The sequence below is a fragment of the Sediminibacterium goheungense genome (assembly GCF_004361915.1).
Taxonomy (GTDB): domain Bacteria; phylum Bacteroidota; class Bacteroidia; order Chitinophagales; family Chitinophagaceae; genus Sediminibacterium; species Sediminibacterium goheungense.
Window position 1 is genome coordinate 104,268 of sequence record NZ_SNWP01000012.1, and the last position, 17,588, is coordinate 121,855.

General features: G+C 40.9%; 19 protein-coding genes. 7 read left to right on the forward strand and 12 right to left on the reverse strand.

The window, feature by feature from the left end:
* Window positions 1–51 precede the first annotated feature (51 nt).
* The 3 genes from BC659_RS12970 to BC659_RS12980 all read right to left on the reverse strand — a co-directional run bounded on the left by BC659_RS12970 (window position 52) and on the right by BC659_RS12980 (window position 1,956).
* Window positions 52–267 carry a helix-turn-helix domain-containing protein gene (locus BC659_RS12970; RefSeq protein ID WP_133475223.1) on the reverse strand — a complete coding sequence of 72 codons (216 nt, stop codon included), beginning with the start codon at window positions 265–267 and terminating at the stop codon, window positions 52–54.
* A gap of 2 nt (window positions 268–269) precedes the next feature.
* Window positions 270–806, reverse strand: coding sequence for a DUF2975 domain-containing protein (locus tag BC659_RS12975; RefSeq protein WP_133475224.1), 537 nt, complete (start codon window positions 804–806; stop codon window positions 270–272).
* Between the two features lie 220 nt (window positions 807–1,026).
* On the reverse strand, window positions 1,027–1,956 hold the full coding sequence (locus tag BC659_RS12980) for a hypothetical protein (protein WP_133475225.1): 930 nt from the start codon (window positions 1,954–1,956) through the stop codon (window positions 1,027–1,029).
* A 242-nt stretch (window positions 1,957–2,198) separates the two neighbouring features.
* On the opposite strand from BC659_RS12980, the gene BC659_RS12985 reads away from it, so the two are divergent.
* On the forward strand, window positions 2,199–2,867 hold the full coding sequence (locus BC659_RS12985; protein WP_133475226.1) for a hypothetical protein: 669 nt from the start codon (window positions 2,199–2,201) through the stop codon (window positions 2,865–2,867).
* Here BC659_RS12985 and BC659_RS12990 read toward each other — a convergent pair.
* Together BC659_RS12990 and BC659_RS12995 are read right to left on the reverse strand one after the other, a co-directional pair.
* Window positions 2,864–3,658 (reverse strand): MBL fold metallo-hydrolase, encoded by a 795-nt coding sequence (locus tag BC659_RS12990; protein WP_133475227.1) that lies wholly within the window; start codon window positions 3,656–3,658, stop codon window positions 2,864–2,866. The two genes, BC659_RS12985 and BC659_RS12990, sit on opposite strands and share 4 nt — an antisense overlap.
* Window positions 3,651–4,493: a helix-turn-helix transcriptional regulator gene (locus BC659_RS12995; protein WP_133475228.1), complete on the reverse strand. Its 843-nt coding sequence runs from the start codon at window positions 4,491–4,493 to the stop codon at window positions 3,651–3,653. Before BC659_RS12995 ends, BC659_RS12990 begins: the two co-directional genes overlap by 8 nt.
* 134 nt (window positions 4,494–4,627) lie before the next feature.
* Between BC659_RS12995 and BC659_RS13000 the strand changes: the two genes are divergently transcribed.
* Window positions 4,628–5,482: an alpha/beta hydrolase family protein gene (locus BC659_RS13000; protein WP_133475229.1), complete on the forward strand. Its 855-nt coding sequence runs from the start codon at window positions 4,628–4,630 to the stop codon at window positions 5,480–5,482.
* 105 nt (window positions 5,483–5,587) lie between these two features.
* A complete protein-coding gene (locus tag BC659_RS13005; protein WP_133475230.1) occupies window positions 5,588–6,190 on the forward strand; it encodes a hypothetical protein in 603 nt (200 codons plus the stop codon).
* 73 nt (window positions 6,191–6,263) lie between these two features.
* Here BC659_RS13005 and BC659_RS13010 read toward each other — a convergent pair whose 3' ends face one another.
* Entirely contained in the window at window positions 6,264–6,791 is a 528-nt protein-coding gene (locus BC659_RS13010) for a DUF6438 domain-containing protein (protein WP_133475231.1), read from the reverse strand.
* A gap of 171 nt (window positions 6,792–6,962) precedes the next feature.
* Window positions 6,963–7,340: a Dabb family protein gene (locus BC659_RS13015; protein WP_133475232.1), complete on the reverse strand. Its 378-nt coding sequence runs from the start codon at window positions 7,338–7,340 to the stop codon at window positions 6,963–6,965.
* A 553-nt stretch (window positions 7,341–7,893) separates the two neighbouring features.
* Between BC659_RS13015 and BC659_RS13020 the strand changes: the two genes are divergently transcribed.
* A complete protein-coding gene (locus tag BC659_RS13020) occupies window positions 7,894–8,544 on the forward strand; it encodes a hypothetical protein (protein ID WP_133475233.1) in 651 nt (216 codons plus the stop codon).
* Between the two features lie 72 nt (window positions 8,545–8,616).
* Here the strand turns inward: BC659_RS13020 and BC659_RS13025 are convergent, their stop codons facing one another.
* The 3 genes from BC659_RS13025 to BC659_RS13035 form a co-directional block, all read right to left on the reverse strand.
* On the reverse strand, window positions 8,617–9,042 hold the full coding sequence (locus tag BC659_RS13025; RefSeq protein ID WP_133475234.1) for a hypothetical protein: 426 nt from the start codon (window positions 9,040–9,042) through the stop codon (window positions 8,617–8,619).
* 225 nt (window positions 9,043–9,267) lie between these two features.
* Entirely contained in the window at window positions 9,268–10,371 is a 1,104-nt protein-coding gene (locus BC659_RS13030; protein WP_162847431.1) for a serine hydrolase domain-containing protein, read from the reverse strand.
* An 82-nt stretch (window positions 10,372–10,453) separates the two neighbouring features.
* On the reverse strand, window positions 10,454–11,023 hold the full coding sequence (locus tag BC659_RS13035; protein WP_133475236.1) for a Crp/Fnr family transcriptional regulator: 570 nt from the start codon (window positions 11,021–11,023) through the stop codon (window positions 10,454–10,456).
* 172 nt (window positions 11,024–11,195) lie between these two features.
* Between BC659_RS13035 and BC659_RS13040 the strand changes: the two genes are divergently transcribed.
* Window positions 11,196–11,906: a DUF554 domain-containing protein gene (locus BC659_RS13040; RefSeq protein WP_133475237.1), complete on the forward strand. Its 711-nt coding sequence runs from the start codon at window positions 11,196–11,198 to the stop codon at window positions 11,904–11,906.
* Between the two features lie 123 nt (window positions 11,907–12,029).
* Here BC659_RS13040 and BC659_RS13045 read toward each other — a convergent pair whose 3' ends face one another.
* Both BC659_RS13045 and BC659_RS13050 read right to left on the reverse strand, forming a co-directional pair.
* A complete protein-coding gene (locus tag BC659_RS13045; protein ID WP_133475238.1) occupies window positions 12,030–13,490 on the reverse strand; it encodes a hypothetical protein in 1,461 nt (486 codons plus the stop codon).
* Between the two features lie 387 nt (window positions 13,491–13,877).
* A complete protein-coding gene (locus BC659_RS13050; protein ID WP_133475239.1) occupies window positions 13,878–14,201 on the reverse strand; it encodes a hypothetical protein in 324 nt (107 codons plus the stop codon).
* A gap of 813 nt (window positions 14,202–15,014) precedes the next feature.
* Here BC659_RS13050 and BC659_RS13055 point away from each other — a divergent pair.
* Together BC659_RS13055 and BC659_RS13060 are read left to right on the forward strand one after the other, a co-directional pair.
* Window positions 15,015–15,689: a hypothetical protein gene (locus BC659_RS13055; protein WP_133475240.1), complete on the forward strand. Its 675-nt coding sequence runs from the start codon at window positions 15,015–15,017 to the stop codon at window positions 15,687–15,689.
* Between the two features lie 725 nt (window positions 15,690–16,414).
* Complete coding sequence (locus BC659_RS13060) at window positions 16,415–17,464, forward strand: PLL family lectin (RefSeq protein WP_133475241.1); 1,050 nt, start codon at window positions 16,415–16,417, stop codon at window positions 17,462–17,464.
* Window positions 17,465–17,588: the final 124 nt, after the last annotated feature.

Genomic DNA, 17,588 nt, shown 5'->3' on the forward strand with positions numbered 1-17,588 from the left:
ACTTCGAAATTCGATATTCGATATTCTTCTGTTCCTCTGTTACTCTGTTGTTCATTCCTTCCCTTCTTCCACATATTCCAGTATATCTGACGGCTGACAGTTCAATGTTTTACAAATGGCTTCGAGGGTGCTGAAACGGATGGCTTTGGCCTTGCCTGTTTTCAGGATAGACAGGTTTGAAAGCGTAAGCCCTACTTTATCTGATAGCTCATTCAGCGACATTTTGCGCCTTGCCATCATTACGTCTAAGTTTACAATGATGGGCATGTTTATACAGTAAATTCGTTTTCGGTTTGTAAGGCAACACCTCTTTTAAAAATCACGGCAATAACATAGATCACCCCACCCATCAATACAAAAGCCTGACTATCTGCCCAGAAAGGATTCAGCTGATCGATGGAATAACCATAATGTAACAGGCTCTTGGTGGTTTGACGGGCCACATAGCTGATGATACCGATTGAAAAAGTACTGGCAGCAATATTCATGATTTTGGTGGCCGCAAATTCACTAAAAGGTTTTTGCAGATCAATTTTCTGCATCAGCATCACTACTGTATAAAAGAGATGAGCTTTTAAGCCGGCAATAAAAAGAATAAAACTGTAGGTACCAAAGAAGGTCCATTGGCTTTGCGCATACATAGCGCTGAGGTCTAATTTCTGGTACAGGTTCTTCACCATTTCAGGTTTGAAAATGGAAAAAAGAAAATTTACGATGAGGGCACTGGCTTCAATACAGAGCCCCACAAAAATGATCCAGGCTACGATCTGTAAGACCCTGAAAATGAAATTGTTGCTGATTGTCATGGTGAACTGGGTTTTGATTGATAGGTCAAAAGTAATAAATATTTATTGAAAAACAATAAATATCTGTTCTTTTTCAAAAAAATGAACGGAGCGTCATTTCACCACAGGGGAAAGGAGGGCGCGGAGGGAACCGCAGGGTGTTTTTTCTACGCTGCCAACTTCGAAATTGGACATTCGATATTCCTCTGTTCATGATTCATCAAGTTCACCACAGGGTTGTTTATCGGATCAGGTGATGGTAGGCTCGGGTGCCATAATATTGATAAAGTCTGTTTTCGGCGGCAGTGCCGATCAATACCGAATGAATAAAGCCATTCAGTTCTACCTGTTGGGTATGAAATATTTTGCGGTCGGGATTTTTTTTCAGGTATACATTCATTTGTTTGTTCTGCGACTGGTAATGCATAATCGAATCATCCTGTACGCGGAAAGCTAAGTCCTTCAAATCATGCATCATCATTTTACTTCTGTACCAGGTACCGCCGGTAGCACTTACAATGGGCTTGTCGTTGTACAATGCCACACTATCGTTGTAGGCGAATACAGTAAGGTGGTTCTTACGGCTGCGTAAGAGCCAATGCTTTAGTTTATCGGCATAGCTGGAATCATATCCGTAATTGCTGTCTATAAAACTGATGCGCTGAACCTTATCAGGAATTTCTTTGACGGTATCGAGGTAACCGAAAATAAAACTGCCACCACCGCTATGCCCGTTCAGGTGGAGGCTATATTTTTTCAGTGCCAGTACCTGTACAATGGTATCCAGTATGGCAGTAATCTGTGCAGGATAATCGGCAGTGGAACGTTTCCATAAGGGCCATGATTTTTTATCGTTTTCTAAATAGGCGACAATGATATTATCACTGGAGCTTTCTCTGATAAAGGCTGTCTGTGCTCGTATATGCTGAATATCATAGTGCCAGTCGTCTCCCGGTTCCATTTTCTTGCCCATGGTTTGTGCAGTGGTATTGCCATTGGGTAAGGCAAATACAATGAGTTGTGTGGACTTGCCTGTTGGCTTAACCGGCCTGTCGATCGTGATGCTCACATCTTTTCTGAAACGAATGTGTAAGAGTGTATCAACACTGCCAACTGCAGTCAGGGTTTGCAGTAAGAACAGCGTACCGTAAAAAAACGTTTTTAGAGGCATTCTTGGAAATTGTGCATTAAGCTACCATTTTTTGCAGAAATGAGTAGTAAACAAAAGAATATCATTTGATCAGTGATTGAGAAAGTTCAACCATATATCACCTGCTGGGTGGGCATATTCTTACAACCCATCACTTGCATTCGCCGCTCATCTATGCCTCTGTATTTTATTTATAATTCTACCAATCGGCTTTCTCATTCATTGTATCTTGACCGGATCGTAAACAAATCATACTTAGCACCATGTTTCGTCTGCTCCATCAAATCAAACAACAAATCTTTCTGCAGGTATTCACAGTTTATCTACGTTACCTGATCGGCGCTGCCTTTATTATAGCCGCTTTTGGGATGGGTAAATTGAATGGCAGGTCGAACCTCATGCAGTCGATGGATAAACCCATAGATCAGTTGATGCCCATTCAGCAGTTTTTCAGGGTCATGGCCGACTCAGGATTGTACTGGCATTTTATTGGCTGGAGCCAGATTATAGCTGGAGCTTTATTAATGACACAAAAACAGGCCCGCCTTGGAGCTGTTATTTTCTTTGGTCTCATCCTGAATATTTTTATCATCACGGTTTCTTATGGCTTCAGCGGCACACCTTTTATTACCGGACTCATGCTGCTTGCGTCCATTTATTTACTGGTATGGGATCTGCCGGCATTTATGCCCATCATCCTGAATCGTTTCGATTATCAATACGAACCATTGCGCTTAGCAGATCACCGCTTCTGGACCATCTTAGGATTGTTGATGGTAGCTTCCATTGTTGTTATGGGGCTGCTCCACATCAATACCCTCCTGCAGTTGGGAACCGCTTTTGCAGAGGGCCTCATCGGGTTTGTCATTTACATGATAGTGCTGCATAAGAAGGCAAATGTCAGATCTCAGATGGCAGATCGCAGATATTAGATTGCAGATTTTATATCTGCGATCTGCCATCTGACATCTTCCATCTGAAATTCATTGCCATCATGGTAGCTGTAGACTTTCATCGCTGGGTAGGTGTTCATCAGTGTGCGGATTTTTTCTAATGATTGCATACGCAATATATTATCATCGGCCCTCATGGCGGCCAGTGTATGTACGGGATGTAATGGGTTGGTAAATTCTTCACGCAGGTAATAGGCATCACCAGCATACAATAGCCAGCCCTCGGCTGTTTCAATCGCTACGCCGCAATGCCCCATGGTATGACCCGGTAGCGGAACCAAATACAATGCAGTGCTGATAGGTATATCCAGCTTTCTGGCTTCCATACCCAACCATCGATCTGCTGAACCTGGGTATGTGTGTAAGCGTGGGCCATGCGCCATGGGGGGTGTGAGGTATCGTGGATTACCATTCGTATAGTTTTGCATTTCCTCCTCACTCAGGTGTACCCTTGCATGCGGAAAATCGGCCAGTCCACCGATATGGTCATTGTCGAGATGTGTAATGATACAATCTGTAACCTGTTCAGGTTTAAATCCCAGCTTTGTTATTTGTCTGGTGGCTGTCTGGTTTTCGTCAAATACATAACCCACCAATGTTATCAGTTCTTTACCAATGCGTTCTTCTGGGAATTGTACATCATTAAGACCGATACCGGTATCTACCAAAATCAATCGTTCACCCTCTTTGATGAGAAGGCAATGCCCACCCACATTTTCACTAAGTGGTGAGTGAATGGTGACACAGTTGAGATGAAAAAACTCAGGCATGGGTTCTTTTTGCCAGTAAGCTCGGCATCAGTTTATACTGTTTTTTAAAAGCAGTGGAAAAATAATCGGGATTCATAAAGCCGCAGGAGAGCGCAATTTCCCCTACGGGTATCTGTGTGTTTTTCAGCAGCATTTCTCCATGTTTCAGCCTTATGTTGAGCAGGTATTGGTGCGGGGTTTGCCGGGTATATTTTTTAAAGAGTCTTGAAAAATAAAATGGACTGGCATAACTGTTTCTGGCAATTTCCTGTAAGCCGATGTTCTCCCTGAAATGGGTATGTATATATTCTTTGGCCCTTTCCACAATCTGCAATTGATGGGCTGGATGAGCGAATAGGTTCTCAGTTAGTTCCTGATCGGGTGCACTGGATAATACCTGGTATAATAATTCATACACCAGATCGTCTGTTTCGAGGCGGGGTGTATCTGTAGTTAATCCCAATGCTTTATAGTGCAGGTAGTCAATGGCAGGTGAGGCCATCTGGCACTGAGATATGATGCGTTTGTTGAGAAAAAAGGGATGTTGCCTTATCAGTTGTTCATCGGCCATTTTTTTATAAAACTGCATACTGAAACTGAAAATGGTACAGGTGGCTTCGATGGGGGTGAGTGCATATTCGTAACAAGGTTTTTCCAGCAGTACATGACCGGTATGTGTAAGGTATTTTTCACCTGAACTATTGAAGCTGCACTGGCCACTGCGCATAATCACAATGCAGAAACAATCGTTCCATCCATCGAGTCTGCCTTTTGCACTACCAAACTTCCATTGTTTGATCTCATAGTCGTCTGTCTGACAAATAAGGCCAATTTCTATTTCAGTGTTTGCGGGCATAATTTGTTTTGTGCGTTAAAGGTAAAACAGTGTTTGATAAGAAAACTGCTCAGGCAGCAGTGTAAACTTGAAAAGCAAGATTTCAAAGTTCATTGCCAAACCGGTGGTCTATTTTGCTGCCCCAAAAAAATGACATGCAGGAAGTACGAATTGTTGCAAGCGACGGATATCATCTCAGTGCTCTTTATGGTAAACCGGTTTTAACATCTCTGGGTACGATTGTACTGGCACCCGCTACGGGCATTAAAAAAGAGTATTACCTGCATTTTGCCCATTACCTGATTCAACAGGGTTATAGTGTGTTGCTATTCGATTACAGGGGTATTGGTGGTTCGCTGCGTGGCGATATCAGGGAGATCAAAAGCTATATGCATGAATGGGGTACCAAAGACATGCAGGCAATGATTGATTACCTGGTAAAAGAAAAAAACTGTCAGGATATCATCTGGCTCGGACATAGCGCAGGTGCTTCCTTACTGGGTTTTACGCCCAACAAAACGGCGGTGCGGAAAGTAGTGGCTGTGAATGCAGCATTGGGTTACTGGGGACATTTTCCCGCCCCGCAAAAATGGCTGATCTATTTTTTATGGAAACTGATAGGTCCGCTTATGATTGGTATGTATGGCTATGGAAAAATGAAAGCCATTGGCTGGGGTGAGAACCTGCCACCCAATATGCTGAAGCAGTGGCGTTCCTGGTGCCTGCATCCACAGTATTTCCGTGATACGATTCTGTTACTCACCGGGAAAGATTATTTCGACGATTTCCGTATACCGATGGTAAGTGTTTATATAAGTGATGACTATATCGCTAATACCCAAACCGCCCGTTTGCTCTTAGACTTTTTTCCGCATGCAAACAGAAGATTACACCAATTGGCTGTGGCCAATCTGGTAAATGAACCCGTAGGTCATAATGGATTGTTCCGCAAACGTTTTGAACGAACACTCTGGCCTGAGTTGATGCGTATTATTGAAGAAAGTGAATGACAGTCATCATAGTCTGCAATTTTAAATGTCAGATGGCAGATCTCAGATCGCAGATTTTATATCCGACATCTGCCATCTGCGATCTGTTTTGTATCTTGTATATAGATGTTTAGCCGGAAAAATAAAGAGGGAACAGAAAGGCTCAGCAGGTCGATTGCTGCGTACAATGCTGGTATTGGCATGCGCGGTGCTGCTGTACATTCATTACCTGCCAAACAGCCCTATTTTGTACAGGCAGCTCCATCGGCAGTTGTAAAGCCTGTTCAGTTACTGCGTATTACTACGCATGGGCAGGGGAATGCTGAGCGGGCAGGTGGGGGTGTTGGCAGTGGTATTAAAACAGGCAATGAGGTAAGAGCCATCATACAATCGAATGATACAAGTGATATAACACAGGCTATCAGTCTGTTAAGAAGATCTATCCATAACAGGGAGCAATACAGTCATTTATTTACCAACATTGAACCCAATCATGCAGAACGTATTGCGCATGAAAGAAGATGGTTGGCTGATTTGGAAGCGGCATTCAGCAGCATACAAAGTAACCATGCGGCCAACCTGCATCGTACAATGAATGGCGGTCCTGCAACGGTTAACGTTACCCATCATGGCAACGCTGCTGCTATACAGGGGAATGCAGCTGATTCGAGATTTGTATCGTTACCTTCTTTAGGAACGCAGGATAATGACAAGAAGCAGCAAGCATAAAAATAGACCGGGCATTATTATGCTTTACGTAAAGTGTTTTATGTCTCTATAGCATAGGGCTGGCTAAGAAAGCTTATTGATTTTCAGTGGCTCTTTCAACAGTAAACTGCTGTGCTGATCTCATGAGCTGGCTCTTACCACATATATCATACAGCATACCAATCAGTTTTAGGGCTTTTTCTGGTGGAAACATAGAGCGGAGTATTTTTCTTTTACCATTGTAGTACACAATCATGGTAATAACGCTACCGTCGCAGCATTGTGCATTGTTGAACGCCAGGTTGTTCAGATCAATGACAGATAATTCTGTAAACAGATTTTTATACGTACTGTCTTGTATAGTACCTGTGAAATAGCCGATTTTTGAAGAATCCCGCGTGAAAGAAAATTTTTCAGATCTCAGATAAGCATCTTCTGTGTGGAGTCTTATTTGTTTGTTCTGGGTAACCTCTAAATGGTAGATAGGGCATAGGCCATTACAGGCTGTTGTATGAAAAATGATTTTTTCAAATGAAAATGACTGATTATCTGTCTTTATTTTTCTTGGCTCTATCCTTAGGAGTCCGGTTAAACAAAGAATGATAGCTGCGATTTTTATCATCTGTTTTTCTGTTATCTATAAAAAAGTGAGAATGCGTGGTTCTACATAGGTTTTCCTCACTATGGTGTCTTCTGTTGAACAATCATAGATATCAGAACGCAGATTTACATCTGACATCTGCGATCTGACATCTGAAATTTCCTGCAGTCAACAAAAATGAGGAAGTTATTATCATTGCTGTACCCAGTAATCCACCACCGTTACCTTATCCAATATATCCGGTAATAAGGTAGTAAATGCTTTATGTGCCGGGTGCACTAAATATGCATCACGGTCTTTTTCACTGGCAAAACTGAGCAGGAAACAATGGGTAAGACCATTGTTTAATTTTTCCGGACTGTTATTCGTTCCCCATTCAAATTTTTTTATACTGCTGATCTGGCCAGGCAGTTTTCCGAAAGCAACAACTGCTTTACTGATGGCGGCTGTATCGGCTTTTTCTTTCCATCCAAATAATACCACATGTCGCAGTTCTTTTTTTGTGGTCTGTGCAAACAGGCCGGTAGTGAGGCAAATAAGGCATGCCATTGATAGCAGCATTTTTTTCATTTGGTGGTTTTTATTGTGTTTAAAAATAGCTATTCTGTTCATGGTTTGTAGGGTTGTGCAAAGCTATTGTACAAAAAAAGATCTGAGGGGTGGCGGGGGTGGCGCCACCCCCGCTAAGCTATTGATAGTAAGCTCATAAATAACAAAAAACAATTCATCCCTAACGTAAAAAAACTTCCAAAGGGTGGCGACATTCGGCAGCGCTTCGGAAAAGTGCCTTATTTCTTCGGGTTTTGCCGTACTTCCTTCGGGGATTCTTCGGGAATGCTTCTGGTTTTCTTCGGGAACTCCCGAAGAAACACCGAAGCGGCTTCGGCATTTTCCGAAGTTGATACGGAGATGGTAGGAGGGAATGTAAGATGGCAGATGGCAGATCTCAGATGTCTGATGTAGGATGTCGGATATAGTTTTAATTCTTTGCTGCATCTTCCGGATGAGAGAACCTGCAGAGGCTAAATTTAACATTTGAATTATATTAAATATGTTTATTTTACTGATAAGATCGTTGGCTATAACGATAGCCATTGATCCAATATCCTCATAAACGATGCTTATGAAACTGCTGATGCTCGTTGCTGTTTTTCTGCTTGGCACTGTTTTATTTGCACAGGTACCACCGACTAAACCCAAAGTTTATATTCATCCAGGGCTTGGCTTTTACCGACTAACCGATGATCCCTGGAGTATTCATAATACGCCCTTGCTGCTCGATTTTAAAGTAGGTATGTCAGTGGGCAAGCATGGTGCACTCGGCTTTCAGTTTTCATCGGCCTTTCAATCTGAGCAAGTGTCGGGGCGGTCGAATATACAGCAGCCAGGGTCGGGTACGGTATGGACTAAATCAGGAAAACATACGATACATACAGCTGGCATGGGTATTTTCTATGAAAGATTTTTTCAGATGGGTAAACGCTTTACTTTTTTTCCCAGTGCTTATGTGCAATTTTTCTTTTCTAAGAATATAGAAGAGGGTGCTGTTTATACAGGCACCGAGTCAACACCTTCTATTACTTATAAAAGGGAAGTATTACACAATTACAAAGTAAGGCTAGGGGTTAACCTGAATATGCAGTATGCCCTTTCAGCATCAACAGCCATTACCCTGAGGTTTGCACAAACAGAAGGAAGGTTTAGTTATAAATTTAACCCGCAGGTATATTTTGAATTGCCTGTTTTGGTAGGGGTTAAATATGAATTTAAATAGGGTGGATTTTTTTGTTCTCCGCAGCGTCTTCTAAGCACGAGGAAATATGCGCATTACACATCCGGGGTATTCTTATAGCCCGATTGTATGTTTCCCGAACAAAAGGGTTGCTAAAACAATGAATGAAATCAAAGTGCCGAATGGTAGGTACCAGATGCTGAGTATACTTATCATCAGACCAAGTGGGTAGACCCATGTTTTGTTTGCAGATAGGCCATACACCCAAACAAGCCAAACCAGCCCATATACAACAAAGAGCCAACCAAGGTTAAATACATTAAGATTCATTTTATAAAACAGGTTGGCCCAGGGCCCCGGTTTCGCTGGTCCGATATATTTTCCTTTCACCATTACAAAAATCCCGTCCAGTAGCATATAGCTTCCGTTTAGGAGTGCAAGCAGGGTAATGAGTATTTTCATTTCAGGGTATTTTTCAAAGTTGTATACAGGCGATAATGAGGCATGGTCATTGGGTTTTCCGCAGAGTCTCCGAAGCATGAGGGACTCTGCGTGTTACACATCTGGGGTGTTTCATTTACTTTGAATGTAAAATTATTCAGAACGAATTTTCGTTGCCTGGTATTAATAGATAACGAACTCATGCGGGAGTGTCGCAGAGTCCCTCGTGCCTCGGAGACTCTGCGGAGAACAAATGAGTATTTTCATTTCAGGGTATTTTTCAAAGTTGTAGGCAGGTTATCATGAGGCATGGTCATTGCTTTTTTAGTAACCATGATGCTCTTTCAGCTTACGCATCAATATCCTTACACCTTGTTGTGTATCGGGGTTGTAGGCATTGGTGAAAATGATGTAGGCGGTATCTTTCTGTTTGTCTATATGTACAAGGGTGAAATAAGTAAAAGCACCCGTGCCGGCATGTACGGATAGCTGTTTGCCGTTTTCAAAGATGTTAAACCAGCCCAATGCATAGTTGGCTGTTCCGTTGTGAATGCGGTTATAGGTGCTTGCTTTCAGGTAATTGTTTTCGCCTTTGAGTCCTTTCAGGTTCAGCTGAATAAATCTGATATAGTCTTTCAGTGTGATGTTGAGGTCGCCGGCGGGTTCGGTATAATCGAGCTGATCACCCATACTGGAGGGTACCGGTTTGAGCTGATCATTTTCTGTCTTATGGCCCCAGGTATCTTTTCTTTTTTGGTTCTCGGGCCATGAAAATTGTACCTGTAAATGAAGCTCTTTGTTTAATACCTGATCTATCAACTGTTCCCAGCTTTTGCCGGTTAATTTTTCTACCATCAGGGTGGCTAGGGTATAACCGGCATTGGAATAGATAAAGGGGTTTTGCTCATCGGGTTTTACCGGATCCAGTGTTAGCACAAATTTGCCAAACTCTTTTCTTTTCTGCTGTTTGGTTCCTTTGAAATCGGGTATTACAGGATCATCTTCTCCCTGAAAAGCTTGTATGCCGGCTTTGTGTGTAAGCAGGTCCTGTAAAGTGATGTGCAGGTAGGCGGGCTTACTTTTATTTTTCCACTCGGGAAATACTGTAAAGAATGGGGTGTTCCATGTCAGGTATCCTTTTTCAACATAACGGGCAATCATAAATGCCGTCATGGCTTTGGTATTGGAGCCAATATGGTAACGGTCGTTCAGCGTGGCGGTATCGGGCAGGTGGATGGCATGTTTGCCCAGTGCAGCTATTTCGAGCGTGGTATGGCTATTCACAACGGCATAACTCATTTCAGGAATCCGGTACAGTTTCCGGATGGAGTCTGCAAACACGCTTGTTTTTTGGGCATGTATACTTATGTGCTGTAAAAACAGACTGGCAATGGTAAGCAACCTGATTATACGATATCTTCTCTTCATATACATGAAATAAGGGCCAACAGATTTTATGCTGTACGGCTGTAAAAGTATTTCAGTGCAGCGCCGGATGATTTGACTTAGGTCAAATCTTTATTTTTCTGCGTATACGGCTCAGTCTTTCCTGTGTAATGCCCAGATAGGCTGCTATCTGCGACAGGGGTATTTTATCGATGAGCTGGGGTTGCTGTAATAGCAATTGCTGGTAACGTTCTTCGGCTGTCAGGGAAAGGGCTTCGATCACCCTGTTTTCAAGAATGGATATATAGTTTGCGAGGATGTTCTGCGTAATGGTATAGTATTTTTTTTCGGAACATACCTGCTGGAAATCTTTTAATTGACAAACCAGGATTTTGGTATCGGTTACCGCTTCGATGGCAAAATTATTGGCCAGTCCTTTCCAAAGCGAGGTAGGGCAGCAGTCAACATCACCTTCGAAAGTAAAGCCGAGGATATAGGCTTTATCGTTTTTCCGGATCGAAGTTTTGCAGGCACCGCTGACAATGTAAAAAAAGAAAGAAGGGTGTGAACCGAAGCGTATAATGGTTTCCCCTTTTTTAATGGTTTTCTCTTTGCCTATTTTCCGGATCACCGAAAAAAAATAGGCCGACTGTTTCTGGGGTATATTGCTGAAGAGGAATTCCGGTGAAATCATAGTGGCTGTTTGGGAGATGGATAGGCTGGATACGAAGTAAAGGAGTTTTGAGGTTATATATACAGGAAGTTGGAATAATATTCACGCTTGTGCAAGATCGGAGTACAACTTTTGGAAAGTTTCGGAACTTTTCAAAAGTGAACGTTCACAGGCTATTCACTATCTTCACAACATGCCTCTAGGACCCCTCATCAATACTTTCGCCACCCTTGTAGGTGCACTATTGGGTGTATGGCTGCGCAGGTATTTGCCTGATGGTCTTAAAAAACAATTGCCCGCTACTTTTGGTCTGCTCTCTTTGGGTATGGGCGTAATGATGACGGCCAAAACCAGTTTATTGCCACCTGTTATACTGGCCGTTTTGATCGGACATATACTGGGCGAAATTTGTGCATTGGAAAAAAACATAGAAAGGGCAGCCGTAGGGGTGAATGGATTTTTAGTGAGATGGTTCCCGGCCGATGTGAAAGGAACGGAACAATACTATAAAGACTTTATCAGCGTACTGGTTTTATTCAGTGCCAGTGGAACGGGTATTTTCGGCGCCATGAATGAGGGTATTACACACGACAGTACGCTCTTAGTAGCCAAAGCCATACTCGATTTTTGTACGGCACTGATTTTTGCCACTTCATTGGGTATGATCGTAACCGTTACAGTGATGCCGCAGTTTATGATTTTAATGGGTTTATATTTTCTGGGCCGGTTTATTATGCCTTATACAAGTCCTGAACTGATTGCCGATTTTTCAGGCTGTGGTGGTATCATCATGATGGCTACGGGTTTGCGGATATGCCAGATCAAACAGTTTTCCATTGCCAATATGTTGCCCGCATTACTGATTGTAATGCCCCTTTCTTATTACTGGCGTAGCTGGTTCTGATGTGGGAGGGTGTTTTCTTTACTTTAAATGCCAACTTATTCAGCATGAATCTTCGTTGCCCCGTATTAATAGATAATGAACTCATCCGTCTTGTTCCTCAGATACTCTGCACGGAACTAATACTCAGTCGGGTGTACTTATGTTTAGTTCCGATGAAGGTCTTCCCAAATAAGTAATGAGTTCGTTAAAAGTACTAGAAAGGTTCATGTCTACAAATTCAGAACCGGCATTTTTTTCTGCAAATTGCCTGAGGTCATTTTCAGTTAGTAAATCTTTGTTTTGTGAATATTTTTGACCATGGCATTTTTCACTTAAAAAATCGAACAATAGCAAGACTGTAGTAAATATTGAATTATTTCTTTCGACTTGAGTTAATAAATAAGGGTCATTGCGATCTGCCTCTGCATCATCGTCCTGGTCAGATTCATTCCTGCTAAGAATACTCAGTGCTGTAGTGAGTTTTTTCTTAATGTTTTCATGAATAGGTAAATTTTCTTCAGCATATTGTTTTATAAATCTATGATCATCCTCATCAGCGAGATCATAAATTCTCGCCGGATCTAGTAATGTAAGTCTTAAATTCTCAGTGATGACCATTTGAAGGTCAATAATAATATGTCTTTGCAGATAGTCAAGAAGTTTATTCATTCCTCTAATTAATGGCTCACGTTGTTCTATCGAATATTCATGATTGTATTTTTTATCAGTAATAAAATCTTTTTCAAATTTTAGTAGTTCTTTCCATAGATCATATGAATTACCCTCCACTCTGTCCATGGCAAAAACAGGTAATTTTTGCGATTGCGCATTTGCAGCACTGCTGGCTTCTGCATGCGGATTATTTATTTGTGGAAATCCTTTGTCATCATGATCATCAAATCCGCCCAGATAGGTTTTGGGGACAATAAATCCGTCTGCAGCGAGTCGGCCAAGTTTAATGATTTCCGATAATAAACCCATTACACTGTTTGAGGAGAGCGGAGTGGCATAAACCTTGTCGCTTCCGTCGGGGAGAAAAACTCTTTTCGTAACCCCTTTGCCCGATTTTGTGGCCGATGATATTCCCCTTACAGTGTCTTGGTCTGAGGCAGAAATAGACATTAATGTTTTAAAACGAGCAACATATTTCATACATTCCTGTTCAATTGCATCCAGCCATGCTTGATTATTGCCATCTTCTCCGGCCTTTTTTGCAATTTTTATTTTACCATAAAGATGTTCGAGTTGAATTGGGTTCATGTTTTCAAGGATGCTAAAATCTGCTGAGTCAAGGGTGTTGATCTGGCCTATGGGTATTCGCTGAATAACAGGGCTTTCAGTAGTCTTTGAAGCCTGAATTATTGACAGCTGTTTTTTGCCTGCCATAAGCATATTTCCATTTGCCATCTCTGAATACGCTTTCAGCTGTTTTGATCGAAAATTATTATTGGCTAATTCCTGAAGCCGATCCGGATCTATTTTACCGGGATGCCTATCTTTTTTTGTTAGAGTCTGAGCGGATTGGCTGCTCTTGCCTGCGGCATCCTGTTCTGAATTTGATGCCATTTTTGAAAAGCTAGGGTGCTGATCTGTTTGGTGCATCATTTCCAGTATTTAGCATTTTAGATGGGCGTATTGACGCCAGATGTCTGTAAGTTAAGATTTTTATTTTACTGTCTTATTTTTCTCGTTTGTCTGGCTTTTTATAAATGGAGCTTTAAATCTTAAGGGAAGCCTGTTTGGTATCGCTAATAAACATAACAAATGAAATCGAACAGGGGGTAGTGTATAGGAGTGGTATGTCCTTTTACATCAATCGCAACTGCCTTCCACTTTAGAGTATCATCACATCGGTTTAACTATAAATGTATTCCACCGTTAGGTTTGTAAATTACCTGTGTTTCCTCTGCACTAACGTCTCCATTTTTTCACTTGTGGCGATAAATGGAGACGTTGAGGAAAGCTATCTTCAGAAAAGTAAAGTTAATGCGCTTATTTTGAATAAGTAATTACCAGATCATATTTAAATCCGGGGTAGTTATTTGCTGTATAAAATTTTTCAGGCTCAGGTGTTGCAGTAAAAGTCACTGAAATGATTTTGAATTTTGGATTTTGTTTGAGCCATTCATTTGCTTCATTTTCTGCTTCCAGAATGGTTCTCTTTTGGCTAAAGGCTTTCAGTTGAACTTTAGGATAGCCGCTTATATCACTCGAAGCTAAAATATCCTGTTTTTTGCCTGATTCAGCAAAAGCACTCACTGCTATTGCAAATACAACTAATACGCATACGATGATAAAATTTAAGTTCCGTTTCATTTTAAATTGGTTTAAGATTATTTAATATTTGATTGTGCCCAGATCTGAAACGCAGGTAATCCCCACAAAGATCGTATGTGTATACCTGTGGTAACAGGGGAAAAATCCCTTTTTATAAGGGTTTTTTCCCCTTGTATTTTTTATGCATCAATGAGTGGGTAATCCAAGCCAGATATTTTTCTCGGGTTATTATTATCAATAGAATGTACCTATAGGTAAACTTTGCGGAGAAGCAATAGTGCGAATGATACCTGTGTAACCATAATTCAATCACAGCTGTTTTCCTCCTACATACTACAGTACTAGAACAGCCTACCAACAGGGCATAACATCATTTTAGTGTTGAACTGTGTTGATGCTGTGTTGTTGATGTGTTGTTGATGTGTTGTTGGTTCGAGTAAAGCCCTGATAATAAGCGAATTAGGTTGGGGTGGTTTTTTGTGAAAAAATGGCTGTTACCGGGCAGTCATTTTCGAAGATTTTCGAAGCTTTTCTAAAGGTTATATGCCCTGAATAGATCCTCTTTTTTCCTACTGATGTGGTCATTATAAGGAGCCCCCACTGGATAGTTGGAAATTGCAAGCCTGACTTACGTATAGTCGAAGGGAAGGGCTTTGTTGTATAGCTTGTCTTTGTTTATGGGTAATTGCCGTATCAGTATCACTTTTCGGAATTTTTCAAAACTTAGTTTTCGCGTTTTGGAGAGATTCGCTGAAAGGAATTTGTAGTACGATATATGGAAGAAAAATAAGTGGAAAATGAAAAATATTATCTTTAATAGTCAACTATAATTGTATACATAATGGAAATATAATGGAACAGAGGGAAGATTTAATTATAAAATTAACCGAAGGTTATTCTAGCCAATCTAAGCAGGTGAATAATATTTGGGTCGTATTAATGATTGTTTCAATTTTCGGATTGACAGGACAGGCTGATGACAAAGGAAAAATTGCATTACCTTTTACTTTAGGTCAGGTAAGTGCCGGAGATTTTTATACAATTTCTATAGTGCTATTATCTGTTATAATGATCGCTTTTTCATCTGCTGTTGCTCAAACAATCAGGACCTGGTTGTTAATACAGAAAAAGATCGATTCATATAGTAAAGATGAATTTGTAAAATACGATATGAAAGATGTGGTAAATAGTCTGGCAATTTTCACATACAATCGTGTTTCCTCAATAAGTTATTTACTTTCTGATGTAGAAAAATCTGTTAAACAGAAAATAATATCCCGGATAATAATTTTGTTAAAAAGAATACTTTACCTGGTGTTGAAAATTTTTACGTTTGCTTTTTTATATTTTCTGCCTATCAGAACGATCATTTATTGTCTGGAACAAAAAAGTAAATATCGTGATATTGGAATTCTCAGTATCCCTCATCCAGTTATTTTATCTCTTGCTATTTTGGCAATTTTATCGGTTGTAATGATTCTGATTAATGATATTGTTTACATGACTAAGGCAATCAGAAAGATATAAGCAGCTTTTTTAAAAGGATATTTCTGAATACTCGCCGATGGGGTAGCAGGAAATGGAGTAGTGGGATTAATTAGTGCCCCTGTTTATGAGGTGCCAGCTGTTTATATGGGTGGTTGCTTTGCAAGATGGTTAAGTAATTACTTGCCCGCCGTAGTACAACATTTGAAAAGTCTTGGAACTTTCCAAATGTGAATGCTCACAGAATCTGCAGAGAAGTAAAAGCAGAGACCCTTCGTCGCAGATCCGATCTGCGATCGGAATGCTCCTCAGGGTGACGGATAAGGCTGTAGAGAGAGGCTTGCTGCTGTGATTGGCAAAGCCAATCACAGCAGCTTTTTTACCCCCTCCCAACGAATCGTCACCCTGAGGTTTATCCTGAATGAAATGAAGGAAGCATTCCGACGATAGTCGGAAATTGCGACGAAGGGTCTTTTGTTGCGCAGCCTGTTTTGTTTATGGGTACTTACCCTCCTCAGTACAACTTTTGGAAAGTTTCGGAACTTTTCAAAAGTTAATACTCATTCAATGCCAACTTATTCAGCATGAATGTTCTTTGCCCCGTATTAATAGATAATGAACTCATGCGAGCTTGTCGCAGAGTTCCTCGTTCCTCGGAGACGCTACGGAGAATAAAAATAGATTAATTTAAAAGCATAAGTTTATGTAGTATTTTAATGCCATGAAAAAACAGTCTTAAAAACTGTTTGAACAAAAAATAATAACCAATGCAAGAAACCAACCCTTCCGAACAGACTGCCAACAGTGCTGTGAATGCAACAAGTCAAAGTAATTACACACAGCAGTATAGTGTGGGTAAAAATGTAAAAGGAGAAGTCATTGAAACGAAACTCATTAATGGGTTCCCATACTGGCGTTTAGTATTAGCGAATAGTGAACCTAATGAATATCAGAAATTTCAAGAGACTATCGACATCAATGGGAAGACTGATACAAAATTTAAAGCAATAGCTGCAATGCCGGAACTTTCCTACAATGGAACAGTTGCATATGTTGTTGTACTTACTGAAGATGGGCAGGTTGGCTTTCTCTATCAGGAAACTACCTATACAACATGGAGATGGTATGGACTTATGCAAAATAAACCTGGTTATCTCGGCTACTTTACCTGGATAGCCGTAAATAATGGCGATAAAGGAAATGCACAAGTGGTTTTGATTAATGATACAGGAACGCCTGCTTTACTCTGGCAAGACAATGTAACCGGTAACTGGACATGGGACTGGTTACCTCCTAACCAAAAGGTTAATCCACCAAATTATGATTTGCATCTTACTACTGTGCAAATAGGAGAGGGTAATAATGGGAATTTACAGGCTATATTCACCGGTCAGGATGGGAAAGCCTATTTAATATGGCAAGACAATTTTACCGGTACCTGGACGAATTTCGGCAAGCTTCCTGGCGACCCCCAAGATCCGAATTCTTTTTTTACTTTGATTCAGCTGGCTTATGGCAACAATAATAACTTACAGTGTGTGTGTCAGGACGAAAATAATATGCTTTATTTAATTTGGCAGGATAGCGGTAGTGGTATATGGAACTGGTATGGAGCATTACCTATTTCACTTAATCTGATACACAAACCCATCATATCTTATATGCTCAAAGAAAGCGGTGATACATTAAGCCTCTTGATTGTTTACGAATCGGATAGTGCTGATGGATATGAGATCTATAAAATATTGCAGAATGCTAAGGGAGACTGGACATGGGAAGGTCGTTATAAAACAACAGATAATCCTTACCCATCGTAGTTAGGTAAATTTATTTCTCCTCGACATCCAGGGTGTGTCAATTTGTGATTGGGTTTCCCCAGAGTCTGCGTGTTATACATCTGGGGTGTTTCATTTACTTTGAATACCGACTTATCCAGAACGA